Source organism: Streptomyces anthophorae, from assembly GCF_049310305.1.
Classification (GTDB): domain Bacteria; phylum Actinomycetota; class Actinomycetes; order Streptomycetales; family Streptomycetaceae; genus Streptomyces.
Genome location: NZ_JBLWQQ010000001.1, coordinates 6,848,818 through 6,874,406 on the forward strand (window position 1 = coordinate 6,848,818; position 25,589 = coordinate 6,874,406).

General features: G+C 69.0%; 17 protein-coding genes and 3 rRNA genes. 16 read left to right on the top strand and 4 right to left on the bottom strand.

The window, feature by feature from the left end; genetic code table 11:
• The first annotated feature begins 29 nt into the window (after positions 1-29).
• The 5 genes from ACNYS0_RS31115 (at position 30) to ACNYS0_RS31135 (ending at position 7,169) form a co-directional block, all read left to right on the top strand.
• A 16S ribosomal RNA gene (locus ACNYS0_RS31115) occupies positions 30-1,555 on the top strand.
• A gap of 310 nt (positions 1,556-1,865) precedes the next feature.
• A 23S ribosomal RNA gene (locus ACNYS0_RS31120) occupies positions 1,866-4,987 on the top strand.
• Between the two features lie 135 nt (positions 4,988-5,122).
• Positions 5,123-5,239: ribosomal RNA gene (gene rrf, locus ACNYS0_RS31125) — 5S ribosomal RNA — on the top strand.
• Together the 16S, 23S and 5S rRNA genes form the textbook arrangement of a ribosomal RNA operon.
• Positions 5,240-5,541: 302 nt before the next feature.
• On the top strand, positions 5,542-6,531 hold the full coding sequence (locus ACNYS0_RS31130; RefSeq protein ID WP_422478247.1) for a hypothetical protein: 990 nt from the start codon (positions 5,542-5,544) through the stop codon (positions 6,529-6,531).
• Positions 6,468-7,169, top strand: coding sequence for a tetratricopeptide repeat protein (locus tag ACNYS0_RS31135; RefSeq protein WP_422478249.1), 702 nt, complete (start codon positions 6,468-6,470; stop codon positions 7,167-7,169). The genes ACNYS0_RS31130 and ACNYS0_RS31135 overlap by 64 nt, the downstream gene beginning before the upstream one ends.
• Positions 7,170-7,232: 63 nt before the next feature.
• On the opposite strand, the gene ACNYS0_RS31140 is transcribed toward ACNYS0_RS31135, so the two are convergent.
• Positions 7,233-8,534, bottom strand: a complete 1,302-nt coding sequence (locus ACNYS0_RS31140; protein WP_422478251.1) for a DUF1015 family protein — start codon at positions 8,532-8,534, stop codon at positions 7,233-7,235.
• Between the two features lie 72 nt (positions 8,535-8,606).
• Between ACNYS0_RS31140 and ACNYS0_RS31145 the strand changes: the two genes are divergently transcribed.
• From ACNYS0_RS31145 to ACNYS0_RS31160, 4 genes are all read left to right on the top strand, one after another.
• Entirely contained in the window at positions 8,607-9,674 is a 1,068-nt protein-coding gene (locus tag ACNYS0_RS31145; protein ID WP_422478253.1) for an HAD hydrolase-like protein, read from the top strand.
• 210 nt (positions 9,675-9,884) lie between these two features.
• Complete coding sequence (locus tag ACNYS0_RS31150) at positions 9,885-10,931, top strand: FecCD family ABC transporter permease (RefSeq protein ID WP_422478255.1); 1,047 nt, start codon at positions 9,885-9,887, stop codon at positions 10,929-10,931.
• Positions 10,928-11,992, top strand: a complete 1,065-nt coding sequence (locus tag ACNYS0_RS31155; RefSeq protein WP_422478257.1) for a FecCD family ABC transporter permease — start codon at positions 10,928-10,930, stop codon at positions 11,990-11,992. The genes ACNYS0_RS31150 and ACNYS0_RS31155 overlap by 4 nt, the downstream gene beginning before the upstream one ends.
• Positions 11,989-12,855, top strand: coding sequence for an ABC transporter ATP-binding protein (locus ACNYS0_RS31160; RefSeq protein WP_422478259.1), 867 nt, complete (start codon positions 11,989-11,991; stop codon positions 12,853-12,855). The genes ACNYS0_RS31155 and ACNYS0_RS31160 overlap by 4 nt, the downstream gene beginning before the upstream one ends.
• Here ACNYS0_RS31160 and ACNYS0_RS31165 read toward each other — a convergent pair.
• The gene (locus ACNYS0_RS31165) at positions 12,839-13,186 is read right to left on the bottom strand and encodes an SCP2 sterol-binding domain-containing protein (protein WP_422478261.1); all 348 of its coding nucleotides are present in this window, start codon (positions 13,184-13,186) and stop codon (positions 12,839-12,841) included. The two genes, ACNYS0_RS31160 and ACNYS0_RS31165, sit on opposite strands and share 17 nt — an antisense overlap.
• A 42-nt stretch (positions 13,187-13,228) precedes the next feature.
• On the opposite strand from ACNYS0_RS31165, the gene ACNYS0_RS31170 reads away from it, so the two are divergent.
• The 5 genes from ACNYS0_RS31170 (at position 13,229) to ACNYS0_RS31190 (ending at position 18,487) form a co-directional block, all read left to right on the top strand.
• The gene (locus ACNYS0_RS31170) at positions 13,229-13,513 is read left to right on the top strand and encodes a hypothetical protein (RefSeq protein ID WP_422478263.1); all 285 of its coding nucleotides are present in this window, start codon (positions 13,229-13,231) and stop codon (positions 13,511-13,513) included.
• Positions 13,514-13,519: 6 nt separating this feature from the next.
• Positions 13,520-14,335, top strand: a complete 816-nt coding sequence (locus ACNYS0_RS31175; RefSeq protein ID WP_422478265.1) for a TlyA family RNA methyltransferase — start codon at positions 13,520-13,522, stop codon at positions 14,333-14,335.
• A complete protein-coding gene (locus ACNYS0_RS31180; RefSeq protein ID WP_422478267.1) occupies positions 14,332-15,261 on the top strand; it encodes an NAD kinase in 930 nt (309 codons plus the stop codon). Before ACNYS0_RS31175 ends, ACNYS0_RS31180 begins: the two co-directional genes overlap by 4 nt.
• Before the next feature lie 136 nt (positions 15,262-15,397).
• Positions 15,398-17,122 carry a DNA repair protein RecN gene (gene recN, locus ACNYS0_RS31185; protein ID WP_422482823.1) on the top strand — a complete coding sequence of 575 codons (1,725 nt, stop codon included), beginning with the start codon at positions 15,398-15,400 and terminating at the stop codon, positions 17,120-17,122.
• A gap of 234 nt (positions 17,123-17,356) precedes the next feature.
• Positions 17,357-18,487, top strand: a complete 1,131-nt coding sequence (locus tag ACNYS0_RS31190) for a glycosyltransferase family 4 protein (protein ID WP_422478269.1) — start codon at positions 17,357-17,359, stop codon at positions 18,485-18,487.
• 6 nt (positions 18,488-18,493) lie between these two features.
• On the opposite strand, the gene ACNYS0_RS31195 is transcribed toward ACNYS0_RS31190, so the two are convergent.
• Positions 18,494-20,158 carry a PucR family transcriptional regulator gene (locus ACNYS0_RS31195; RefSeq protein WP_422478271.1) on the bottom strand — a complete coding sequence of 555 codons (1,665 nt, stop codon included), beginning with the start codon at positions 20,156-20,158 and terminating at the stop codon, positions 18,494-18,496.
• Positions 20,159-20,391: 233 nt separating this feature from the next.
• On the opposite strand from ACNYS0_RS31195, the gene ACNYS0_RS31200 reads away from it, so the two are divergent.
• Complete coding sequence (locus tag ACNYS0_RS31200) at positions 20,392-21,918, top strand: APC family permease (protein ID WP_422478273.1); 1,527 nt, start codon at positions 20,392-20,394, stop codon at positions 21,916-21,918.
• Between the two features lie 25 nt (positions 21,919-21,943).
• Complete coding sequence (locus ACNYS0_RS31205; protein ID WP_422478275.1) at positions 21,944-23,542, top strand: flavin monoamine oxidase family protein; 1,599 nt, start codon at positions 21,944-21,946, stop codon at positions 23,540-23,542.
• On the opposite strand, the gene ACNYS0_RS31210 is transcribed toward ACNYS0_RS31205, so the two are convergent.
• Positions 23,539-25,341 (bottom strand): glycoside hydrolase family 15 protein, encoded by a 1,803-nt coding sequence (locus ACNYS0_RS31210; RefSeq protein ID WP_422482824.1) that lies wholly within the window; start codon positions 25,339-25,341, stop codon positions 23,539-23,541. The two genes, ACNYS0_RS31205 and ACNYS0_RS31210, sit on opposite strands and share 4 nt — an antisense overlap.
• Positions 25,342-25,589 lie beyond the last annotated feature (248 nt).

Below are 25,589 nucleotides of genomic sequence, written 5' to 3' on the forward strand. Positions count from 1 at the left end.
GTGTGTGTCACCGGGATATCCCGGAAACATTCACGGAGAGTTTGATCCTGGCTCAGGACGAACGCTGGCGGCGTGCTTAACACATGCAAGTCGAACGATGAAGCCCTTCGGGGTGGATTAGTGGCGAACGGGTGAGTAACACGTGGGCAATCTGCCCTTCACTCTGGGACAAGCCTTGGAAACGAGGTCTAATACCGGATAACACTCCCATTCTCCTGGATGGGGGTTAAAAGCTCCGGCGGTGAAGGATGAGCCCGCGGCCTATCAGCTTGTTGGTGAGGTAATGGCTCACCAAGGCGACGACGGGTAGCCGGCCTGAGAGGGCGACCGGCCACACTGGGACTGAGACACGGCCCAGACTCCTACGGGAGGCAGCAGTGGGGAATATTGCACAATGGGCGAAAGCCTGATGCAGCGACGCCGCGTGAGGGATGACGGCCTTCGGGTTGTAAACCTCTTTCAGCAGGGAAGAAGCGAAAGTGACGGTACCTGCAGAAGAAGCGCCGGCTAACTACGTGCCAGCAGCCGCGGTAATACGTAGGGCGCAAGCGTTGTCCGGAATTATTGGGCGTAAAGAGCTCGTAGGCGGCTTGTCACGTCGATTGTGAAAGCTCGGGGCTTAACCCCGAGTCTGCAGTCGATACGGGCTAGCTAGAGTGTGGTAGGGGAGATCGGAATTCCTGGTGTAGCGGTGAAATGCGCAGATATCAGGAGGAACACCGGTGGCGAAGGCGGATCTCTGGGCCATTACTGACGCTGAGGAGCGAAAGCGTGGGGAGCGAACAGGATTAGATACCCTGGTAGTCCACGCCGTAAACGGTGGGCACTAGGTGTGGGCAACATTCCACGTTGTCCGCGCCGCAGCTAACGCATTAAGTGCCCCGCCTGGGGAGTACGGCCGCAAGGCTAAAACTCAAAGGAATTGACGGGGGCCCGCACAAGCAGCGGAGCATGTGGCTTAATTCGACGCAACGCGAAGAACCTTACCAAGGCTTGACATACACCGGAAACGTCTGGAGACAGGCGCCCCCTTGTGGTCGGTGTACAGGTGGTGCATGGCTGTCGTCAGCTCGTGTCGTGAGATGTTGGGTTAAGTCCCGCAACGAGCGCAACCCTTGTTCTGTGTTGCCAGCATGCCCTTCGGGGTGATGGGGACTCACAGGAGACCGCCGGGGTCAACTCGGAGGAAGGTGGGGACGACGTCAAGTCATCATGCCCCTTATGTCTTGGGCTGCACACGTGCTACAATGGCCGATACAATGAGCTGCGATACCGCAAGGTGGAGCGAATCTCAAAAAGTCGGTCTCAGTTCGGATTGGGGTCTGCAACTCGACCCCATGAAGTTGGAGTTGCTAGTAATCGCAGATCAGCATTGCTGCGGTGAATACGTTCCCGGGCCTTGTACACACCGCCCGTCACGTCACGAAAGTCGGTAACACCCGAAGCCGGTGGCCCAACCCCTTGTGGGAGGGAGCTGTCGAAGGTGGGACTGGCGATTGGGACGAAGTCGTAACAAGGTAGCCGTACCGGAAGGTGCGGCTGGATCACCTCCTTTCTAAGGAGCATCTAGGCCGCCAGACATTGTCTGGTGGTCCAGGGCCATTACGTCGGCACACGTTCGACGGTGGTTGCTCATGGGTGGAACGTTGATTATTCGGCACACTTGACCTGCTCTGGTCGCAAGTACTGCTTCGGCGTGGAAAGCGAGATGGACGGGCGAGTGGTGTCGGGCACGCTGTTGGGTGTCTGAAGGTACGGCCGTAACGGTCGCCTTCAGTGCCGGCCCCGGTAAAGATCCGCTTCGGTGGGTTGTGACGGGTGGTTGGTCGTTGTTTGAGAACTGCACAGTGGACGCGAGCATCTGTGGCCAAGTTTTTAAGGGCGCACGGTGGATGCCTTGGCACCAGGAACCGATGAAGGACGTGGGAGGCCACGATAGTCCCCGGGGAGTCGTCAACCAGGCTTTGATCCGGGGGTTTCCGAATGGGGAAACCCGGCAGTCGTCATGGGCTGTCACCCGCTGCTGAATATATAGGCAGTGTGGAGGGAACGCGGGGAAGTGAAACATCTCAGTACCCGCAGGAAGAGAAAACAACCGTGATTCCGGGAGTAGTGGCGAGCGAAACCGGATGAGGCCAAACCGTATACGTGTGAGACCCGGCAGGGGTTGCGTGTGCGGGGTTGTGGGATCTCTCTTTTACGGTCTGCCGGCCGTGAGACGAGTAAGAAACCGTTGATGTAGACGAAGGACATGCGAAAGGTCCGGCGTAGAGGGTAAGACCCCCGTAGTCGAAACGTTAGCGGCTCGTTTGAGAGACACCCAAGTAGCACGGGGCCCGAGAAATCCTGTGTGAATCTGGCGGGACCACCCGTTAAGCCTAAATATTCCCTGGTGACCGATAGCGGATAGTACCGTGAGGGAATGGTGAAAAGTACCGCGGGAGCGGAGTGAAATAGTACCTGAAACCGTGTGCCTACAAGCCGTGGGAGCGTCGCTGTATGTGCTTGCACATGCAGTCGTGACTGCGTGCCTTTTGAAGAATGAGCCTGCGAGTTTGCGGTGTGTTGCGAGGTTAACCCGTGTGGGGAAGCCGTAGCGAAAGCGAGTCCGAACAGGGCGATTTAGTAGCGCGCTCAAGACCCGAAGCGGAGTGATCTAGCCATGGGCAGGTTGAAGCGGAGGTAAGACTTCGTGGAGGACCGAACCCACCAGGGTTGAAAACCTGGGGGATGACCTGTGGTTAGGGGTGAAAGGCCAATCAAACTCCGTGATAGCTGGTTCTCCCCGAAATGCATTTAGGTGCAGCGTCGTGTGTTTCTTGCCGGAGGTAGAGCACTGGATAGGCGATGGGCCCTACCGGGTTACTGACCTTAGCCAAACTCCGAATGCCGGTAAGTGAGAGCACGGCAGTGAGACTGTGGGGGATAAGCTCCATGGTCGAGAGGGAAACAGCCCAGAGCATCGACTAAGGCCCCTAAGCGTACGCTAAGTGGGAAAGGATGTGGAGTCGCAGAGACAACCAGGAGGTTGGCTTAGAAGCAGCCACCCTTGAAAGAGTGCGTAATAGCTCACTGGTCAAGTGATTCCGCGCCGACAATGTAGCGGGGCTCAAGCGTACCGCCGAAGTCGTGTCATTGCAGCTATAGGGCCAACGCCCGCTGTGATGGGTAGGGGAGCGTCGTGTGCCGGGTGAAGCAGCACCGGAAGGTAGTTGTGGACGGTTCACGAGTGAGAATGCAGGCATGAGTAGCGATACACACGTGAGAAACGTGTGCGCCGATTGACTAAGGGTTCCTGGGTCAAGCTGATCTGCCCAGGGTAAGTCGGGACCTAAGGCGAGGCCGACAGGCGTAGTCGATGGATAACCGGTTGATATTCCGGTACCCGCTGTGACGCGAAAGACATCGAATCCAGTGATGCTAAGGCCGTGAAGCCGTTCCGGACCCTTCGGGGAATGGAAAGTGGTGGAGCCGCCGGCCCAAGCTGGTAGTAGGTGAGCGATGGGGTGACGCAGGAAGGTAGTCCAGCCCGGGCGATGGTAGTCCCGGGGTAAGGGTGTAGGGCGCTGTCCAGGTAAATCCGGACAGCTTGTGCCTGAGACCTGATGCCGAGCCGATTGTGGTGAAGTGGATGATCCTATGCTGTCGAGAAAAGCCTCTAGCGAGTTTCATGGCGGCCCGTACCCTAAACCGACTCAGGTGGTCAGGTAGAGAATACCGAGGCGTTCGGGTGAACTATGGTTAAGGAACTCGGCAAAATGCCCCCGTAACTTCGGGAGAAGGGGGGCCATTCCTGGTGATGAGTCTTGCACTCTGAGCTGGGGGTGGCCGCAGAGACCAGCGAGAAGCGACTGTTTACTAAAAACACAGGTCCGTGCGAAGCCGTAAGGCGATGTATACGGACTGACGCCTGCCCGGTGCTGGAACGTTAAGGGGACCGGTTAGTCACATTTCGGTGTGGCGAAGCTGAGAACTTAAGCGCCAGTAAACGGCGGTGGTAACTATAACCATCCTAAGGTAGCGAAATTCCTTGTCGGGTAAGTTCCGACCTGCACGAATGGCGTAACGACTTCTCGACTGTCTCAACCATAGGCCCGGTGAAATTGCACTACGAGTAAAGATGCTCGTTTCGCGCAGAAGGACGGAAAGACCCCGGGACCTTTACTACAGTTTGATATTGGTGTTCGGTTCGGCTTGTGTAGGATAGGTGGGAGACTTTGAACTCGGTACGCCAGTATCGAGGGAGTCGTCGTTGAAATACCACTCTGGTCGTGCTGGATGTCTAACCTGGGTCCGTGATCCGGATCAGGGACAGTGTCTGATGGGTAGTTTAACTGGGGCGGTTGCCTCCCAAAGGGTAACGGAGGCGCCCAAAGGTTCCCTCAGCCTGGTTGGTAATCAGGTGTTGAGTGTAAGTGCACAAGGGAGCTTGACTGTGAGACCGACGGGTCGAGCAGGGACGAAAGTCGGGACTAGTGATCCGGCGGTGGCTTGTGGAAGCGCCGTCGCTCAACGGATAAAAGGTACCCCGGGGATAACAGGCTGATCTTCCCCAAGAGTCCATATCGACGGGATGGTTTGGCACCTCGATGTCGGCTCGTCGCATCCTGGGGCTGGAGTCGGTCCCAAGGGTTGGGCTGTTCGCCCATTAAAGCGGTACGCGAGCTGGGTTTAGAACGTCGTGAGACAGTTCGGTCCCTATCCTCTGTGCGCGTAGGAATATTGAGAAGGGCTGTCCCTAGTACGAGAGGACCGGGACGGACGAACCTCTGGTGTGCCAGTTGTCCTGCCAAGGGCATGGCTGGTTGGCTACGTTCGGAAAGGATAACCGCTGAAAGCATCTAAGCGGGAAGCCTGCTTCGAGATGAGTATTCCCACCCCCTCGAGGGGTTAAGGCTCCCAGTAGACGACTGGGTTGATAGGCCAGATCTGGAAGCACCGCAAGGTGTGGAGGTGACTGGTACTAATAGGCCGAGGGCTTGTCCTCAGTTGCTCGCGTCCACTGTGTTGTTCCCAGACAACGAACAGTTGTGCTGGCTGAACAGTTTCACTTAATCAATTGAAGAGTGTGCTAGTTCGCCGCCCTGTTCACATGTCCCCTCTGGGGGATGTCTGAAAGGGTTTCGGTGGTCATAGCGTGAGGGAAACGCCCGGTTACATTCCGAACCCGGAAGCTAAGCCTCACAGCGCCGATGGTACTGCAGGGGGGACCCTGTGGGAGAGTAGGACGCCGCCGAACTATTTTTGAGAGGACCCTTGGTCCCGGCACACATGCTGGGGACCAAGGGTCCTTTTTGTATTTCAAGAGCAAGTGCTCTTCTCGGAGCGCGCCGGCATCCCGGTTGCGTGAGAATGACTGCGGTACCGAAGACAGGAGTCCACCGATGGCCACCAACTCTCCCGACGAGCGACCGGAGCGCGACCAGCGCCGACGGGACAGTGGCGACCGGGGCGGGTTCCGCGGCAACACCGGCGGCCCGCGCCGGGACCGTCGGGACGGCGACCGGGAGCGTCCTGCGTTCCGCCGCGACGATCGCCGTGATGACCGTGATCGTGGGCCGCGTCGGGACGACCGGCGCGACGACAACCGCGGCGGTGGCTTCCGCCGTGATGACCGCCGTGACGACAACCGTGGTGGCGGCTTCCGTCGCGACGACCGCCGGGACGATCGGCGTGATGACCGCCGCGATGACCGTTCGTTCGGTGACCGTGATCGTGGGCCGCGTCGGGATGACCGGCGTGACGACAACCGTGGCGGGGGTTTCCGGCGGGACGACCGTGACCGTGGCCCGCGCCGTGACGATCGCCGTGACGACAACCGCGGCGGCGGCTTCCGCCGGGACGATCGGCGTGATGACCGTTCGTTCGGTGACCGTGATCGTGGGCCGCGTCGGGATGACCGGCGTGACGACAACCGTGGCGGGGGTTTCCGGCGCGACGACCGTGACCGTGGCCCGCGCCGTGACGACCGCCGCGACGACAACCGCGGCGGTGGCTTCCGTCGCGACGACCGTGACCGTGGTCCGCGCCGTGACGACCGCCGCGATGACCGTTCGTTCGGCGACCGTGATCGTGGCCCGCGTCGTGACGACCGGCGCGACGACAACCGCGGCGGTGGCTTCCGCCGGGACGACCGCCGCGATGACCGGGACCGTGGTCCGCGTCGTGACGACCGCCGTGACGACAACCGCGGCGGTGGCTTCCGTCGCGATGACCGTGACCGTGGTCCGCGCCGTGACGACCGCCGCGACGACAACCGTGGTGGCGGCTTCCGGCGCGACGACCGGGGTGGGCGTCCCGGTGGGTTCCGTGGGCGGGACGACCGGCGTGATGATCGTCGGGACGACCGCCGTGATGACCGGCGTGGTGGTGGGTCCAGGTTCCGGGACGAGCGGGAGCGGGACCGTGAGCCGATCAAGCGGCTGCCGATTCCGGAGGACGTCTCCGGTGCCGAGCTCGACAAGAGCGTGCAGCAGGAACTTCAGTCCCTGCCGAGGGGCCTCGCCGAGGATGTCGCCAACAACCTCGTGATGGTGGCCCGGCTGATCGACGAGGACCCGGAGGGCGCGTACGCGTACTCCAGGATCGCGCTGCGGCTCGCCTCGCGCGTCGCCGGAGTGCGGGAGGCCGCCGGATTCGCCGCGTACGGGAACCAGAAGTACAGCGAGGCGCTTGCCGAGTTCCGGGCCGCGCGGCGGATGACCGGGACCGTGGACCTGTGGCCGCTCATGGCCGACTGCGAGCGCGGCCTCGGGCGTCCCGAGAAGGCCCTAGACATGGCTGGCGCCCCCGAGGTGTCGAAGCTGGACAAGGCCGGGCAGGTCGAGATGCGGCTCGTGGCCGCCGGCGCGCGGCGCGACATGGGGCAGCTGGACGCCGCCATCGTGACGCTCCAGAGCCCCGAGCTCGCCTCGAACTCCACGCAGCCGTGGACCGCTCGGCTGCGCTACGCGTACGCCGACGCGCTGCTGGAGGCCGGGCGCGAGGACGAGGCGCGGGAGTGGTTCGCCAAGGCCGTCGAGGCCGACAAGGACGGCAGCACGGACGCGTCGGACCGGCTGGCCGAGCTGGACGGTGTCGAGTTCGTGGACGCCTTCGACGACAGTGCGGAGGACGGTGCCGCGGCGCCCAAGGACGACAGCGCCGGTGACGAGCGCGACGAGCGGTAGAGCGTGACATGACGAACGGGCGGGCTCCTCAGGGAGCCCGCCCGTTCGTCGTTGTCGCCGGGTTCAGTCGTCCGTCAGCGTGCGCAGCACCAGGCCCGTGGCCGGCTTCGGGCCGAACGACGTGGACTTGCGGGGCATCGTCACGCCCTGGCGGGCCAGCTCGCGGACGACCTCCTCGCGGACCGGGTGCATCAGGACCGCCGTGCCGCCGTCGCGGCGCGCCTTGTCGACCGTCGCCTGTGTGTCGTGGATGTACGAGACGTCGGTGGGGGAGTCCTCCGGAATGCCCCAGACGTGGCCGAGGAGCGTGGAGTGCAGCACCGTGGCGTCGAGCGTGCGCCAGGCCTCGGGGCGATCGGCCGGAATCGTACGGTCCAGGAGCGCAGGGTCGGGGCGGTCCAGGAGGTGGTACGTGTCCTCGGTGCCGGTGAGGAGGAAGGCGTTGCCGTGGGACGACGCCTGTGCCAGGGCCTCCATCGCATGCGGGAGGGGGCCCGCCACCTCGCGTATGCGGAAGTGCGGGCGGGCCGCCGCCAGCGCCCGGTCGAGGGGGAGGCGGCCCAGCAGGCGGTGGATGGCGCGGACCCGGAGGGGGTAGCGGGCCGTGTCGACGAGGAGGACCAGGCCGTAGTCCCAGGGGGTGCGGCCCGACGAGGCGTGTTCGGTGCGCAGGCGCAGGTAGGTGGCCCAGCGGTGGTGGCCGTCCGCGATGAGGGCCTGGTGGGCGGCGAGGCCGGTTCGGACCTGGTGCTGGTCGGCGGCGTCCGTGAGGGCCCAGAGGCGGTGGCTGTAGCCGTCCTCGGTCGTGGTGGCGAGGAGCGGGGGGCGCTGGACCGTGCGTTCGATGACGGCGGTGGCGCCGGTCGCGTTGCCGTTGCCCCGGTAGGTCAGCAGGAGCGGTTCGAGGTTCGCGGCCGTGGTGCGCATCAGGCCCGCCCGGTCCTCGACCACATGCGGCATGACGTCCTCGTGGGGCAGGACCACACCTTCTGAGGCCTCGGAGAGGTGGAGGGCGCCGATGATGCCGCGTTGCAGCATGTCGCCGTTTCGCTGTTCGTACACGTAGAAGGCGGGTTCGGCGTCCGGGGCGAGGACGCCCTCGGCGAGCCAGCGGTGCAGGGTGGTGGCCGCCAGTTCGTTGCGGGTCCGGGGTTCCACGGCCTGCGGCAGGATCAGGCGGACGATGTTGTGCGGGTCCGCGTTCTCCAGGTGGTGCAGTCCGTCGGGCCGTACGACCACGTCGTACGGGGGCGAGGTCACGGCGGCGAGGCTGCCGACCTGTTCGGGGACGTAGCGGACGCCCCTGAACGGGATCAGGTCCAGGCCGTTGCTGCCTGTCAGTGCCGTGCGACCTGCAGTGTTCATCCCCGCATCGTACGAGTGTCAGTGGCGTGGTGGATGATCGGGGGAGTGGGATCGAGCGAGGAGCGATGCGGAATGAGCCAGGGCGACAGGGCGAGCGGGGCGGCCGACAGCGGGGTTCGGGTGCGGCCTGGTGACAGCGCGCGGGCGTTGAGCGAGGCGTACGACACCGCGCTGCTCGACCTCGACGGGGTGGTGTACGCGGGCGGGCAGGCCATCGCGCATGCCGTCGATTCGCTGGCCGTGGCGCGCGGCGGCGGGATGGGGCTCGCGTACGTCACGAACAACGCGCTGCGGACGCCGGACGCCGTGGCCGAGCATCTGACCGAGCTGGGGATCCCGACCGGGGCCGCCGATGTCATCACGTCGGCGCAGGCCGTCGCGCGGCTGATCAGCGAGCAGGTGCCGAGCGGGGCGCGGGTGCTGGTGATCGGCGGCGAAGGGCTGCGGGTGGCTCTGCGGGAGCGCGGGCTCGTGCCGGTGGACTCCGCGGACGAGGACCCGGCCGCGGTGGCGCAGGGGTACGGCGGGCCCGACATGGCGTGGGGGCGGTTCGCGGAGGCCTGTTACGGGATCGCGCGCGGGGTGCCGTGGTTCGCGTCCAATACGGACCTGACGATTCCGAGTGCGCGCGGCATCGCGCCGGGGAACGGGGCGGCGGTGGAGGTCGTCCGGATTGCGACGGGTGCCGAGCCGCAGGTCGCGGGGAAGCCGTTGCCGCCGATGCACAAGGAGACGATTCTGCGGACCGGTGCGCAGACTCCGTTGGTGGTGGGGGACCGGCTGGACACGGATATCGAAGGGGCGTTCAACGGGGGAGTGGATTCGCTTCTCGTGCTGACCGGTGTCACCGATGCCGCGCAGTTGCTCGCCGCGCCGCCGCAGCACCGGCCCACGTATGTGGACCTGGATCTGCGCGGCCTGCTCACCGGGCAGCCGGAGGTCGAGGAACTACAGGGCGGGGACGGTGGGTTCCGGTGCGGGGGCTGGACCGCGGTCGCCGGGGACGGGGAGCTGCGCATCGAGGGGGACGGTGAGGCGATCGACGGGCTGCGGGCGTTGTGCGGGGCGGCGTGGAATGCGGCCGGGGAGGGTGTGTGCGAGTTGGATGCCGGGAAGGCGGTTGCACGGTTGGGGTTGTAGCGCGCCGATGCGTTGGCGGGTGGGCCGCGGCGGGGTTGGGGGCCGAAGTGTGCTCGCCCCGCACCGGGGTGCCGCCTTGCCCACCCTGCCGCCCTTGGCGGCAGATTGCCCAAGGCGAGGGCGACTTGCCCACCCGGCTGTCGCTGGCGGCAGCCCAAGGCGGCGGGGACCGTGATGTTCTGGGGTTGCAGGGTAGGCTAACCTAACTTCGTGTTGGTCGACAGTCCTCCCGAAGCCAGCGCGGTGACCGCTCCCGCGCCCCCCGACCGCCGAGCGCTCATACGCTCCGTCGGGCTGCTCGCGTCTGTCCTGGTGCTGGTGGCCGTCCTTGTGGCGAGCATCGCCGTGGGCGCGAAACCGCTCTCCCTTGACCAGGTCTGGCACGGCCTGTTCCAGGACACCGGGAACTACGCGGACGTGGTCGTCGGAGAGCGGATCTCGCGCACCCTGCTCGGTCTGCTGGCCGGAGTCGCGCTCGGCCTCGCCGGCGCCGTGCTCCAGGCGCTGACCCGCAACCCGCTCGCCGACCCCGGCATCCTCGGCATCAACATGGGCGCGTCGGCCGCCGTCGTCTCCGCCATCAGCTTCTTCGGGGTCACCTCGCTCACCGGCTACGTATGGTTCGCCTTCGCGGGCGCCGCGGCCGTGGGCGTCCTCGTGTACGCGCTCGGCGGCACCCGCAACGCGACGCCCGTGCGGCTCGCCCTCGCCGGTACCGCGATCAACGCGGCGCTCTCCGGCTATCTCTACGCGGTGATGATCACCGACGACATGGCCCTCAACCGGATGCGGTTCTGGCAGGTCGGCTCGCTGGCCACGTCCACCATGCACACCGTCCAGCAGGTGTGGCCGTTCATCGCCGTCGGCGCCGTGCTCGCGCTGCTGCTCTCCCGCCCGCTCAACGCCATGGCCATGGGCGACGACACCGCCCGCGCGCTCGGCGCCCACCTCGGCCGCACCCGCGCCCTGAGCATGGTCGCCGCGACGCTGCTGTGCGGCGCGGCCACCGCGGCCTGCGGCCCGATCGCCTTCGTCGGCCTGATGGTGCCGCACATGGTGCGCTCGTTCACCGGCCCCGACATGCGCTGGATCATGCCGTACGCGGCGGTCCTCTCGCCCGTGCTGCTGCTCGGCGCCGACGTCATCGGCCGGATCGTGGCCCGCCCGTCCGAGCTCCAGGTCGGCATCGTCACGGCCGTCATCGGCGCGCCGGTCTTCATCGTGCTCGTACGTCGCCGAAGGATGGCCCAGCTGTGACCGCCACCGACACCCGTACCAGGAAGCCGAAGACCAAGGCGATACGCACCCCGGGCGGACTCTCCGTCCGGCTCGACGTCCGCTCGCTCCTGGTCGTCGCCGTACTCCTGGTGGCGGCCCTCGCCGCGAGCGTCTTCCTCATCGGCACCGGCGACTTCCCGATCCCGGTCCCCGACGTCCTGCGCACCCTCGCGGGCAACGGCAACGCCGGCCAGGAGTTCATCATCAACGACCTGCGCCTGCCGCGGGTCCTCGTCGGCCTGCTGGTCGGCGCCGCGCTCGGCCTGTCCGGCGCGCTCTTCCAGTCCGTCTCCCGCAACCCGCTCGGCAGCCCCGATGTGCTCGGCCTCGGGCAGGGGTCGACCGCGGGCGCGCTGGTGATGATCGTGATCTTCGGGGGCAGCGCGGGGCAGGTCGCGATCGGCGCGCTCGTCGGCGGACTCGTCACCGGGGTCGCGATCTACCTCCTCGCGTGGAAGCGGGGCGTGCACGGCTACCGGCTCGTCCTCGTCGGCATCGGTGTCTCCGCGTTCGTGACCGCGGTCAACGGCTATCTGCTCACCAAGGCCGACTTCGTCGACGCCGCCCGCGCGACCGTGTGGATGACCGGCTCGCTCAACGGCCGCGACTGGACGCAGGTCTGGCCGCTGCTGATCATGTTCGTCGTGCTGATCCCGGTCGTCGCCGCGTACGCGCGTCCGCTGCGGATGCTGGAGATGGGCGACGACGCGGCGGGCGGCCTCGGCGTCCGCGTCGAGCGCACCCGGCTGCTGCTGCTCACGGCCTCCGTCGTGCTCACGGCCGCCGCGACCGCGGCCGCGGGCCCGGTCACCTTCGTGGCGCTGACCGCGCCGCAGATCGCCCGGCGGCTCACCAAGTCGCCGGGGCCGAACCTCGCGGCCTCGACGATCCTGGGCGCGGCCCTGCTGATCGTCGCCGACCTGGTGTCCCAGCGGGCGTTCGGCGCCGACCAGCTGCCCGTCGGCGTGGTCACCGGTGTCGTCGGCGGCATCTATCTCCTGTGGCTGCTGGTCACCGAGCGGAAGGCGGGGCGGATATGACCTCGCGCGACCCGCACACCTCCCGTACGAACCAAAGGAGCACCGCAGTGAACAGGCTGATGGCCGACGACGTGACCCTCGGATACGACCAGCGCGTCATCGCCGAGAAGCTGTCGGTGGAGATCCCCGACAACTCCTTCACGGTGATCGTCGGCCCGAACGCCTGCGGCAAGTCCACGCTGCTGCGCGCCCTGTCGCGGATGCTCAAGCCGAGCGCGGGCCGCGTCCTGCTCGACGGCAGCGTCATCCAGTCGATGCCCGCCAAGAAGGTCGCCAAGACGCTCGGCCTGCTGCCGCAGTCGTCGACGGCGCCCGACGGCATCACCGTCGGCGACCTCGTGGCCCGCGGCCGCTACCCGCACCAGGGGCTGCTGCGCCAGTGGTCGTCCGAGGACGAGCGGATCGTCCAGGAGTCCATGGGCTCGACCGGCGTCGCCGAGCTCGCCGAGCGGTACGTCGACGAGCTCTCCGGCGGCCAGCGCCAGCGCGTGTGGATCGCCATGGCGCTCGCCCAGCAGACGCCGCTGCTGCTGCTCGACGAGCCGACGACGTACCTCGACATCCAGCACCAGATCGACGTCCTCGACCTGTGCGCCGAGCTGCACGAGGAGCAGGGACGCACGCTCGTCGCCGTCCTGCACGACCTCAACCACGCGGCCCGCTACGCCACCCACCTCATCGCCCTGCGCGAGGGCGAGGTGATCGCGGAGGGCGCGCCCAAGGACATCGTCACGGCCGAGCTCGTCGAGCGGCTCTTCGGCATGAAGTGCCAGGTCATCGACGACCCGGAGACGGGGACCCCGCTGGTGGTGCCGGCCGCCCGCAAGGCGCGCCGCAAGGAGGTCGCTACAGCAGCGTCCTGAGCCGCAGGAGGTCGCGGAAGGACGCTTCGAGCTTGACGCGTCCCGCCGCCCACGCCTTCGCGAAGTTCAGCTCGCCGTCGACCATCGCCACCAGGTCGTCCCCGGTCATCGCGAGCCGGATCTGCGCCTTCTCGGCGGGCGGCCCCTGGCGGGTGTCGAGGACCTCGATCCGGCCGTCCTTGAGCCGGCCGGAAAACGTCACGTCGAGATCCGTGATGCGGCAGCTCAGCGAGCGGTCCAGGGCCGCGGCGGTGCGCACGTCCCCGTCGGCCCCCGCCATGTTGTCCGAGAGTTTGTCGAGCGCCGCCCGGCACTCCTCAGTCGTCGCCATCGTGATCGACGGTACACCGGCGCTTCGGGGTAGCGTCGGGGCATGAGCGAGACGCCCACCGAGCCCACCGACGTGCCGGAACCCGAGCGGGACCCGGCTGCGGAACCCTCGTACGACCCGGCGGCCCCGGCCCCGCTCGGCATCGAGCGCACCCCCACCGGCAACGCCGAGGTGGACGCGCAGCTGGAGCGGCTCGGCGATGTGGACCACCTCGCGGCGGACGGGCACGCCGAGGTGTACGAGGATGTACACCAGGGGCTGCGGAACGCACTGACCGCGCTGGATGCCCGCCCCACCTCTCCGTCTCCGTCCGACTTCAGGAGCTGAACCACCGTGGCAGGTGTGGCACGTCGCCGCCTCGACGCCGAACTCGTCAACCGCAAGCTCGCGCGCTCGCGCGAGCACGCGAGCCAGCTGATCGCGGCCGGCCGGGTCAGCGTTTCCAAGATCGTCGCGACCAAACCCGCGACGCAGGTCAACGAGGGCGTGTCGATCGTGGTCGCGGCGGACGACGGCGACCCCGACTACGTCTCGCGCGGCGGGCACAAGCTCGCGGGCGCGCTCGCCACGTTCGGCCCGCAGGGGCTCGAGGTCAAGGGGCGCAGGGCGCTCGACGCGGGCGCGTCCACCGGTGGCTTCACCGATGTGCTGCTGCGGGCCGGTGTCGCGCACGTCGTCGCCGTCGACGTCGGCTACGGGCAACTCGCGTGGACGCTCCAGAGCGATGAACGCGTCACCGTCAAGGACCGTACGAACGTACGCGAATTGACGTTGGAGGCGATCGATGACGTACCCGTGGACATCGTGGTCGGAGACCTGTCCTTTATCCCGCTCGGCCTTGTGCTGCCCGCCCTCGCGCGCTGCGCGGCGCCGGAGGCGGATCTCGTGCTGATGGTCAAGCCGCAGTTCGAGGTGGGCAAGGAGCGGCTCGGCAGCGGCGGCGTCGTGCGCAGCCCCGAACTGCGGGCCGAGGCGGTGCGCAGGGTCGCCGAGCAGGCATGGAAGCTCGGATACGGCGTGCGCGGGGTGACCGCGAGCCCCCTGCCGGGACCGTCAGGGAACGTCGAGTACTTTCTGTGGCTGCGTGCCGGGGCGGACCAGCTCGACCCGGCCGACGTAGACCGTGCAGTTGCGGAGGGCCCCCAGTGACAGAGCTGACACATCGGCCACGGACCGGAGCTCGTACGGTCTTCCTGCTCGCCCACACGGGGCGGCCCGCCGCGATCCGCAGCGCCGAACTCGTCGTGCAGGGGTTGCTGCGCAGCGGCCTCGGGGTGCGGGTCCTGGAGACGGAGGCGGTGGACCTGCCGCTGCCCGACTCCGTGGAACTGGTGAAGGAGTCGGAGGCGACACCGGCCTGCCTCGACGGATGTGAGCTGCTCATCGTGCTCGGCGGCGACGGGACGCTGCTGCGCGGCGCCGAGTTCGCACGGGCGTCCGGGGTGCCGATGCTCGGGGTGAACCTGGGCCGCGTCGGCTTCCTCGCCGAGGCGGAGCGGGACGATCTGGACAAGGTCGTCGACCGCGTCGTCACCAAGGCGTACGAGGTCGAGGAGCGGATGACGATCGACGTCGTCGTGCACCGCAACGGCGACGTCGTGCACCGGGACTGGGCGCTCAACGAGGCGGCCGTCCAGAAGATCGAGCCCGAGCGGATGCTCGAGGTGATCCTTGAGATCGACGGGCGTCCGGTCACCGGCTTCGGCTGCGACGGGATCGTGTGCGCCACCCCGACCGGGTCCACCGCCTACGCGTTCTCCGCCGGCGGGCCCGTGGTGTGGCCCGAGGTCGAGGCGCTGCTCATGGTGCCGATCAGCGCGCACGCCCTGTTCGCCAAGCCGCTCATCACCTCGCCCGACTCGGTGCTCGCCGTCGAGGTCCAGCAGCACACGCCGCACGGCGTGCTGTGGTGCGACGGGCGGCGGACCGTGGAGCTCCCGCCGGGCGCGCGCATCGAGGTGCGCCGGGGCGAGGTGCCGGTCCGGCTCGCGCGGCTGCACCACGCGGTGTTCACCGACCGGCTCGTCGCCAAGTTCGCGCTTCCGGTCGCCGGGTGGCGCGGAGCCCCGCACTGACCGGCACGATCGAGTGACGGCGGCGTGAAGGTTTGTCACCGCAGGTGCCCTCCCACCTGCGGAATCGGTGCCGGTGGCCAGGGTCCGTCGCACGGACGGCCTCTGACCTCGTAAGGTCAGAGGCGTGTTGGAGGAGATGCGGATACGGTCGCTCGGAGTCATCGACGACGCCGTGGTCGAGCTTTCGCCCGGCTTCACGGCGGTCACCGGTGAGACGGGCGCGGGCAAGACCATGGTCGTCACCAGTCTCGGTTTGCTGCTCGGCGGGCGGGCCGACCCCGCGCTCGTACGGATCGGCGCGAAGAACGCCGTCGTCGAGGGGCGCATCGCCGTGCCCGCCGACTCGGGCGCGCGCGAGCGGGCCGAGGAGGCCGGCGCCGAGCTCGAGGACGGGGTGCTGCTGCTCAGCCGCACCGTGTCCGCCGAAGGGCGCTCCCGGGCGCACCTGGGCGGGCGGTCCGTGCCGGTGGGCGTGCTGAGCGAGCTGGCCGACGAACTGGTGGCGGTGCACGGCCAGACCGACCAGCAGGGACTGCTGAAGCTCGGTCGGCAGCGGCAGGCGCTCGACCGGTACGCGGGGGACGCCGTCGCGGCGCCGCTCGCCAAGTACGGAGCCGTCTACAAGCGGCTGAGGGCCGTCGGCACCGAGCTGGAGGAGATCACCACGCGCGCCCGTGAGCGGGCGCAGGAGGCGGATCTGCTGCGCTTCGGGCTCGAGGAGATCGGCGCCGTGGAGCCCAGGGCGGGCGAGGACGTGGAGCTGGCCGAGGAGGCCTCCCGGCTCGGCCACGCGGAGGCGCTGGCCTCGGCGGCGGCCGCCGCGCACGCCGCGCTCGCAGGGAACCCCGAGGACCCGGAGGGCGTCGACGCGCAGACGCTGGTCGGCGGTGCGCACCGGGCCCTGGAGGCCGTGCGCTCCCACGACTCGGCGCTCGGCACGCTCGCGGAGCGGATCGGCGAGGTGCAGATCCTGCTCACCGATGTCGCGGCCGAACTCGCCGGGTACGCGGATGATTTGGACGCCGACCCGCTGCGGCTGTCCGCGGTGGAGGAGCGGCGGGCGGCGCTGACGGCGCTCACCCGCAAGTACGGCGAGGACGTCACGGCGGTGCTCGCGTGGGCCGAGACGAGCGCCGCGCGCCTTCTCGAACTCGACGGCGACGACGAGCGGATCGGCGAGCTGACCGCGGAGCGCGAGTCCCTCCGCGCCGAACTGGGCGTACTGGCACAGGAGCTGACGCACGCGCGCGTAGAGGCGGCCGACCGCTTCGCGGCCGCGGTCACCGAGGAGCTCTCCTCGCTCGCGATGCCGCACGCCCGGGTCTCCTTCGACATCCGGCAGACCGAGACCGACGCGGCCGACGGCGTCGAGGTCGACGGCCGGAACGTGGCCTGCGGCCCCAGCGGCGTCGACGAGGTGGAGCTGCTGCTCGCCCCGCACCCCGGCGCGCCGCCCCGGCCCATCGCGAAGGGCGCGTCCGGCGGTGAGCTGTCGCGCGTGATGCTCGCCGTGGAGGTCGTCTTCGCGGGCAACGACCCGGTACCTACGTATCTCTTCGACGAGGTGGACGCGGGCGTCGGCGGCAAGGCCGCCGTCGAGATCGGCCGGCGCCTCGCCAAGCTCGCCAGGTCGGCGCAGGTCGTGGTCGTCACGCACCTGCCGCAGGTCGCCGCGTTCGCGGACCGGCAGCTCCTGGTCGAGAAGACCAACGACGGCTCCGTGACGAGTTCCGGTGTGACGGTGCTCGAGGGCGAGGACCGGGTGCGGGAGCTGTCCCGGATGCTGGCGGGCCAGGAGGACTCGGAGACGGCGCGGGCGCATGCGGAGGAGCTGCTGTCGGCGGCCAGGTCGGACGCCTGAGGGCGCTGTTGCGGGCGACGTAAGCATCGGGTTCCTCAACTCACCCATGTGGGTGGTCCCGTGCGTCGTGTTGCCCAGGCCCGGGCGGTGGGGGACGGCGACCGGTGCCGGAACGTCGGTGCGGGCTGGCATCCTGGGGGCCCGACGGTGTACGTATCCCTGAGCCCGTACTCTCCGTATACCTAACCCCTTCCGTACCTACCGAGTTCGCCGACACCTCAGGAGCCCGGCCGCGTGAGCCACCCCAGCAGCCCGTCAGCGCACGGACAGCCGACGCTGCGCACCGTGCAGGTGCTGGGCGGCGGCAGTGCGGGCAGCAGCGCCCATGTCCGGTCCCTGACCGCGGGGTTGGTGGCCCGCGGGGTGCGGGTCACGGTGTGCGCGCCGATGGCGGCCGAGCGGGCGTACGGGTTCGCGGCCGCGGGAGCACACCACCTTCCGGTGCCTCGCCGCGGCGATCCGGCGTCCGTCGCCGCGCTCCGCGTCGCCTGCACCGATGCCGACCTCGTGCACGCGCACGGGCTGCACGCCGCGCTGCGCGCCTCCATCGCGCTCGGCGGCCGCCGCGTACCGCTCGTCGTCACCTGGCACACCCGCTCGCACGCCGAGGGGGCCCGCGCCCACCTGCTGCGCGTGCTGGAGCGGCGCGTGGCCAGGGCGGCGGCCGTCGTCCTCGGCACCTCCTCCGACCTGGTGGACCGGGCGCGGGCGCGTGGCGCCCGGGACGCCCGGCTCGCCGCGGTGGCCTTCCCCGCGCCGCGCGGGCCGCTCCCGGAGGGCGAGGAGGCCGAGCGCACCCGCAACAAGACGCGGGCCGAACTCGGCTGCGTGGACCGGCCGTTGCTGATGGCCGTCGGCAGCCTGGAGCGACACCGCGGCTACGACGTGCTGCTCGACGCCGCGCACGCGCTGCTCGGGCTCGACCCGGTGCCGCTGCTCGTGATCGCGGGGGAGGGGCCCGAGCGGGCCGCCCTCCAGCGGCGCATCGAGACCGAGGGGCTTCCGGTGCGGCTCGCGGGGCGCCGCGACGACGTCGCGGAACTGCTGCGCGCCGCCGATGTCGCGGTGCTGCCCAGCAGTTGGGAGTCCCGTTCGCTGCTCGCGCAGGAGGCGCTGCACGCGCGCGTGCCCCTCGTGGCGACGGACGTCGGTGGCATTCCCGAACTGGTCGGCGACGGCGCCGAGTTGGTGCCGTACGGGAACGCGCCCGCGCTCGCCCGCGCCGTCGAGCGGCTCCTCGCCGACCCCGTCCGGCGGGACCAGCTCAAGGAGCGCGGCGCCGCGCAGGCCGCGTCCTGGCCGACCGAGGACGCGACGGTTGCCCAAGTCCTCAGCGTCTACGACGAATTGACGGGCTTTCACTAAAGGTCTCTAGGCGGTACCCGGAGTGTGCCGCCGCGCCCGCAGCGCCAGGCTCAGCGCGAGCACCGTCTGCGGGTCGTCCAGGTCCGTGCCGAGCAACTCGCCGATCCGCGCGAGGCGGTTGTAGAGCGTCTGCCGGTTCAGATGGAGTTCGCGCGCCGTCTCCGCCTTGCGGCCCGCGTGCGCGAGGTACGTCTGGAGCGTGGGCAGCAGCGGCGGCTTGGCCCGCCTGTCGTGCTCCTGGAGCGGGCCGATCGCCCGTTCCACGAACGCCGCCAGATCCGGATGGTCCCGGAGCCGCCACAGCAGCAGGTCGATGTCGAGGCGCCGCGCGTCGAACCACGGCCGGTCGTCCAGGCCCTGCCCCGCCGTCGCCGTCTCCGCCGCGTGCCGGAGCCCGGCCGCGGCGGCGGCCCAGCCGCCCGCACCGCCGACCACCACGACCGGTGGCTGCCCGCCCGCCCGCTGCATCCCGGCCCGCGCCACACCCGCCCGCAGCGCCGCCGCGACCCGGTCGGCGACCGCGGTGCGCTCCGACTCCGAACGCAGCCCGAGCAGCAGCGGCACCCGCCCCTCGACCGGGCGCACGCCGAGCAGTACCGGCACCCCGACCGAGGCCAGCTCCTCGGACACGGCCCGCGCGAGCACCGCCCAGCCGCCGCCCGGCGACAGGCCCATCCCCGTCTCGGGAAGGCGCATCACCACGGGCAGCAGCGGACCGCTCCCGGCCGGCTTGAAGCCGAGGACGCGGGCCTGTGCCGGGGCGTCGTCCGGCGCGATCCGCCCCTCCGCGAGGTCGGTGAGGAAGTCGCCGCGCCCGCGCGCGGCCAGCTCCTCCTCCTGGCGGGCCTGCATCAGCACCACGGCGAGCGACCCGGCGGCCCGCTCGGCGGCGATCCGGTGCACGGGTGCGAGCCTCCCCGACACGGGCAGCAGCACGAGCCTGGCGCGTACGGAACCCGCGCCGGGGCCGCCGCCCGGCACGTCCACGAGGACGGCCCCGCTCGGCGGCTCGTCCTTGTGCGTGGCGCGCATGCCCTCCCACACCTGGAGCGGATCGGTGATGTCCTCCTCGGCGCCTGCCGCGTAGAGCAGCTGCCCGTCGGCGGTCTCCAGGAAGACCGGGTTGCCGCTGAACTCGGCGAGGATGCGCAGGACTTGAGGGGCTCCGCCGCCGCTCAGCAACGCCTCCGTGCAGCGCCGGTGCACCTCCTCCGCCCGCTGGAGCAGCGCGTAGTGCCCGTTGACGATCTCGGTGTGGATCTCCTCCGTCACCGTCACGAACGGCACTTCGCGGTGCAGCTGGACCAGCGGGAGTCCCGCCGCCCGAGCCGTTTCCACGAGCGCCGCGGGCAGCCGTGCGAACCGCTGGCCCAGCTCGATGACGAGCGCCGCGATGCCCCGCTCGGCCAGCTTGCGCACGAAGGCGCGCTGCTCGGCGGGGCGCGTCCCCACCCCGTATCCCGTGGTCAGCAGCAGTTCGCCGCCCTTGAGGAGCGACGCGATGTTCGGCACCTCACCGGCGTGCACCCAGCGCACGGTCCGGTGCAGGCGCTCCCCGCCGGCCAGGACCTCGGGGAGCCCGCTGCGCAGCCCGGGCAGTTCCAGGGCGCGCCGCACGGTGATGCCACCGGGCGAGGAGAAGGCGGAGAACTCGGGGGAGGTGCTGTCCATGACACGGACGCTACCGGCGCACGGGTTTCCGGAACATCTCCGCCCGGTCACAGGGGCGGTCGCGGTCCCCGCTTCCGCGACAAGTCGTCGCCCCGTGGCGGGATTTGTACGACCGGGTGTCTGTTGTGGCGTAGGTCACCACACGGACAGACTGGCGTTTCCGCACGAGCACCGCATTTCGATCTACGGATTCCTGCGGATTTCGCAGCAGCGCCCCCAAGAGAGGGACGAAAATGCCAAAGACAGGGCCAGAGGCAGGGCAGCAGACGCGGCCGGAGCCGGTGCAGCGCCTGAAGGCCAACTCGGTGGGGCTCGTCGGGGTGGTCTTCATGGCCGTCGCGACGGCCGCGCCGATCACCGCGATGACCGGCAACCTGCCCATCGCCGTCGGCTTCGGCAACGGAACGGGAGCCCCGGCCGGCTACCTCTTCGCGACGCTCGTCCTGACGGTGTTCTCCGTCGGCTACGTCGCGATGGCCAAGCGGATCACGGCGGCCGGCGCCTTCTACGGCTACATCTCGCACGGCCTCGGCCGCATCACCGGCATGGCCTCCGGCATGCTGGCGGTCCTCGCGTACATCGTGTTCGAGGCGTCGATCGTCGGCGTCTTCTCGTACTTCGCGCAGACCACGATCCACGACCAGCTCGGCTGGGACGTCCCCTGGATCGTCTGCGCGGCCGCCATGCTCGCCGTCACCGCGGTCCTCGCCTTCTTCGACATCAACCTCACCGCGAAGGCGCTCGGCGTGATGCTGATCGCCGAGATCGCGGTGCTCTTCGCGGTGGCGACGGCCGTACTGATCCACGGCGGCGGCCCCGACGGCATCCCCGTCGAGCCGATCAACCCGAAGAACGCCTTCACCGGCGCCTCGGCCGGGCTCGGCCTGTTCTTCGCGTTCTGGTCGTGGGTCGGCTTCGAGTCGACGGCGATGTACGGAGAGGAGTCCCGCGACCCGAAGCGCGTCATCCCGCGCGCGACCCTGATCTCCGTCGTCGGGGTCGGCCTCTTCTACGTCTACGTCTCGTGGATGACGATCGCGGGCAACGGACTGGACGGCTCGGTGAGGACCTCCTCGGGCACCAGCCCGCTGGACCTCTTCTTCGACCCGGCGCACACCTTCATCGGCGCGTGGGCGGTCGACGCCTTCCAGTGGCTGCTCATCACCGGCTCGTTCGCCTGCGGCATGGCCTTCCACCAGTGCGCATCCCGCTACCTCTACGCGATCGGCCGCGAGGGCTTCCTGCATCCCGCGCTCGGCCGCACGCACCACAAGCACGGCTCCCCGTACGTCGCGTCGTTCGTGCAGTCGGTGATCGCGGTGGCGCTGGTCGGCACCTTCTGGGCGACCGGCCAGGACCCGTACATCCACCTCTACACGCTCCTCGCGATCCTCGGCACGATGGCCATCCTCATCGTCCAGACCCTGTGCTCCTTCGCGGTCATCGGCTACTTCCGCCACCACCACCCGGAGGACCGGCACTGGTTCAGGACGCTCGTCGCCCCGCTGCTCGGCGGCATCGGCATGACGGCGGTCGTCGTCCTCCTGGTCATCAACATGGACACGGCCGCGGGCACGGCCGCGGGCTCGCTGTTCTTCAAGGCGATCCCATGGATCGTCGGCCTGGTCTTCTTCGGCGGCCTCGCACTCGGTCTCTACGTGAAGTCCCGCCATCCGCACCGCTACGAGGTGATCGGCCGCGTCGTCCTGGAGGACGCGGCCGAACGCGAGGACCGGCCGGCGCCCGCCGCATCCGTCTGACCCCATCGTCCTCAAGGAGAACGTCATGGCTCGTACGAACCTGATGCACGCCCTGAGACACCTGGCAAGGGAACACCGGGCGGCGGCCCGGCTCGGCGTCCCCGCGGGGGAGTACCGCGCGAACCGCCGCACCGTCCTGAAGGCGGCCGCGGCCACCGGCCTGGCCGCCGCCGCGCTCCCCGCCCCGAGGGCCCGCGCCGCCGCGAGCCCGCGGATCGCCGTCGTCGGCGCCGGAATCGCCGGCCTCACCGCCGCCCTCACCCTCCATGACGCGGGCCTCGGCTGCACCCTCTACGAGGCGAACCCGGACCGCGTCGGCGGCCGCATGTACTCGCAGCGCGACCACTGGGCGTACGGTCAAACGTCCGAGATCGGCGGCGAGTTGATCGACACCAGCCACAAGAAGATGCAGGAGCTGGCCCGCCGCTTCAACCTCCCCCTCGAGGACTTCCTGGGCGGCGGACCCAACGGCGCCGAGGAGATCCTCTGGTTCAACGGCACCTACTACCCGCGCGCCCGGGCCGACGAGGACTTCAAGGCGGTCTACCAGGCACTGCGCCGCGACCTCTCGGACTCCGGCGAGGTCTTCTGGAACCGGACGACGCCCACCGGCACGGCCCTCGACAACATGTCCCTGTACGAGTGGATCGACTCCCGAGTCCCCGGCGGCCACTCCTCCCCGCTCGGCCGCTGGTTCGACGTCGCGTACAACGTCGAGTACGGAGCGGACACGCAGGACCAGTCCGCCCTGGCCCTCGTCCTGCTGATGGGCTATCAGACCAATCCCGGCAACTTCAACATCTGGGGCCTGTCCAACGAGCGGTACCACATCACCGGCGGCAACGACCAACTCCCGCACGCCATCGCCGACTTCCTTCCCGACGGCACGATCCGCCACGGCATGTCGCTCACCGCGCTGCGCGCGAACCCCGACGGTACGCAGGCCCTCACCTTCACCGAGACCGGCGGCGCCACCCGCACCGCCATCGCCGACCACACGATCCTGTGCGTCCCGCTGCCCGTCCTCCAGCGCCTCGACCTCTCCAGGGCGGGCTTCGACACCCGTATGAAGAACCTGCTGCGCGACGCCCGCATGGGCTACTGCACCAAGCTCAACATGCAGTTCACGAGCCGCCCTTGGCGCGGCACGGGCGCCTGGCCCGGCGTCTCGGCGGGCGACTGCTTCACCGACGCCGACTTCCAGCAGACGTGGGACACGACGAAGGTGCAGCCGGGCACGGGCGGCATCCTCATCCAGTACAACGGCGGCTCACTCGCCAAGTCCCTCGACCCGGCAGGCCCGTTCAGCACGGAGACCGACTCGTACGTACGCGAACTCGGCGCCGGTCGTCTCGCCGGCATCGACCGGGTCTTCCCCGGCACGAAGGCGGCCTGGACGGGCCGCGCGCAACTCTCCGCCTGGCACAAGAACCCGTACGCCCTGGGCGCCTACTCGTACTGGCCGGTGGGCTATCTCCACCGGTACGCGGGCTACGAGGGGGTCGCCCAGGGCAACGTCCACATCGGCGGCGAACACTGCTCCTACGACTTCCAGGGCTTCATGGAAGGCGGCGCGACCGAAGGGGAACGCGCCGCCAACGAGGTGATAAAAGCCGCCGGTTAACCGCCGTAGGCCCCGCTCGCCGTCAGCCGCAGTGCCGTGTCGATCAGCGGCACGTGGCTGAACGCCTGCGGGAAGTTGCCGACCTGGCGCTGGAGCCGCGGGTCCCACTCCTCGGCGAGCAGGCCCAGGTCGTTGCGGAGCGCGAGCAGCTTCTCGAACAGCTTGCGGGCCTCGTCGACCCGGCCGATCATCGCGAGGTCGTCCGCCATCCAGAACGAGCAGGCGAGGAACGCCCCCTCGTCACCGGGCAGTCCGTCCACGCTGCCGTCCTCGCTGTCCGTCGGGTACCGCAGGATGAAGCCGTCCGGCGTCGACAGCTCCCGCTGGATCGCCTCGATGGTGCCGATGACGCGCTTGTCGTCGGGCGGCAGGAAGCCCATCTGCGGAATCAGCAGCAGCGAGGCGTCCAGCTCCTGGCTGCCGTACGACTGCGTGAAGGTGTTGCGCTCCTTGTCGTAGCCCTTCTCGCAGACGTCCCGGTGGATGTCGTCGCGCAGGTCGCGCCACTTCTCCAGCGGGCCGTCCGCGTCCCCGGACTCGATGAGCTTGATGGTGCGGTCCACGGCCACCCACGCCATGACCTTCGAGTGCACGAAGTGCCGGCGCGGACCGCGCACCTCCCAGATGCCCTCGTCCGGCTCGTCCCAGTGCCCCTCCAGGTACCGGATGAGCTTGAGCTGGAGCAGCGACGCGTAGTCGTTCCTCGCGAGACCGGTCATGTGCGCGAGGTGCAGCGCCTCGGTGACCTCGCCGTACACGTCGAGCTGGAGCTGGTGCGCCGCCCCGTTCCCGACCCGGACCGGGCCCGAGTTCTCGTACCCGGGCAGCCAGTCCAGCTCCGCCTCGCCGAGCTCCCGCTCGCCCGCGATGCCGTACATGATCTGGAGGTTCTCGGGGTCGCCCGCGACCGCCCGCAGCAGCCACTCGCGCCAGGCGCGGGCCTCCTCGCGGTACCCCGTGCGCAGCAGCGACGACAGGGTGATGGCGGCGTCCCGCAGCCAGGTGTAGCGGTAGTCCCAGTTGCGGACGCCGCCGATCTCCTCGGGCAGCGAGGTCGTCGGCGCGGCGACGATGCCGCCGGTCGGCGCGTAGGTCAGGGCCTTGAGCGTGATGAGCGAGCGGACGACGGCCTCGCGGTACGGGCCGTGGTACGTGCAGTGCTCGACCCACTCGCGCCAGAACTGCTCCGTCGCCGTGAGCGCGTTCTCCGGGTCCGGCAGCGGCGGCTGCCCCTTGTGCGAGGGCTGCCACTGGATGGTGAAGGCGACCCGGTCACCGGGCGCCACCGTGAAGTCCGAGTACGTCGTCAGGTTCTTGCCGTACGTCTCGGTCTCGGAGTCCAGCCACACGGAGTCGGGCCCCGCCACGGCGACCGTACGGCCGTCGACCTTGTGCACCCAGGGAGTGATCCGGCCGTAGCTGAAGCGCATGCGCAGCGTGGAACGCATCGGCACGCGCCCGCTCACGCCCTCCACGATCCGGGTCAGCTGGGGTGCGCCGTCGCGCGGCGGCATGAAGTCGGTGACCCGGACGGTGCCGCGCGGCGTGTCCCACTCCGACTCCAGGACCAGCGAGTCGCCGCGGTACCCCCGGCGTGCCGCTCTGGGCGGCTCGGTATCGGACGCATGGGCGGGACCCAGGCGCCAGAACCCGTGATCCTCGGTGCCGAGCAGCCCGGCGAAAATGGCGTGCGAGTCGAAGCGGGGCAGGCACAGCCAGTCGACTGTGCCGTCCCGGCAGACCAGGGCGGCGGTCTGCATGTCTCCGATGAGTGCGTAATCCTCGATGCGCCCGGCCACGTGCATCTCCAGTCGAACGGCCACGGTTGGAGTGAAAAATTGGAGCGAAGAACTGATGCGAGAGGTTGAAGGGTGGGGGGATGGGACGACGAATCGTTCTGTCCGTTGATACGCCGTCCGGATACGTGCTTGTCAAACGAACTGACGAGCCGGTCGTTCCGGGTGGGGAGCGCGGCGACCGGACGTAGTGCTCCGATGAACGGTGGGGTACGGGCGGGGGTGTTGCCGTCGTGACGCCGTTTTCCGTT

What these genes read in the sequence shown, in the direction of transcription:
- ACNYS0_RS31130 (WP_422478247.1), top strand. Translation starts at nt 5,542, where the DNA reads ATGACCGTGATCGTGGGCCGCGTCGGGACGACCGGCGCGACGACAACC.
- ACNYS0_RS31140 (WP_422478251.1), bottom strand. Translation starts at nt 8,534, where the DNA reads ATGAACACTGCAGGTCGCACGGCACTGACAGGCAGCAACGGCCTGGAC.
- ACNYS0_RS31145 (WP_422478253.1), top strand. Translation starts at nt 8,607, where the DNA reads ATGAGCCAGGGCGACAGGGCGAGCGGGGCGGCCGACAGCGGGGTTCGG.
- ACNYS0_RS31160 (WP_422478259.1), top strand. Translation starts at nt 11,989, where the DNA reads ATGACCTCGCGCGACCCGCACACCTCCCGTACGAACCAAAGGAGCACC.
- ACNYS0_RS31165 (WP_422478261.1), bottom strand. Translation starts at nt 13,186, where the DNA reads ATGGCGACGACTGAGGAGTGCCGGGCGGCGCTCGACAAACTCTCGGAC.
- ACNYS0_RS31170 (WP_422478263.1), top strand. Translation starts at nt 13,229, where the DNA reads ATGAGCGAGACGCCCACCGAGCCCACCGACGTGCCGGAACCCGAGCGG.
- recN (WP_422482823.1), top strand. Translation starts at nt 15,398, where the DNA reads ATGCGGATACGGTCGCTCGGAGTCATCGACGACGCCGTGGTCGAGCTT.
- ACNYS0_RS31195 (WP_422478271.1), bottom strand. Translation starts at nt 20,158, where the DNA reads ATGGACAGCACCTCCCCCGAGTTCTCCGCCTTCTCCTCGCCCGGTGGC.
- ACNYS0_RS31200 (WP_422478273.1), top strand. Translation starts at nt 20,392, where the DNA reads ATGCCAAAGACAGGGCCAGAGGCAGGGCAGCAGACGCGGCCGGAGCCG.
- ACNYS0_RS31205 (WP_422478275.1), top strand. Translation starts at nt 21,944, where the DNA reads ATGGCTCGTACGAACCTGATGCACGCCCTGAGACACCTGGCAAGGGAA.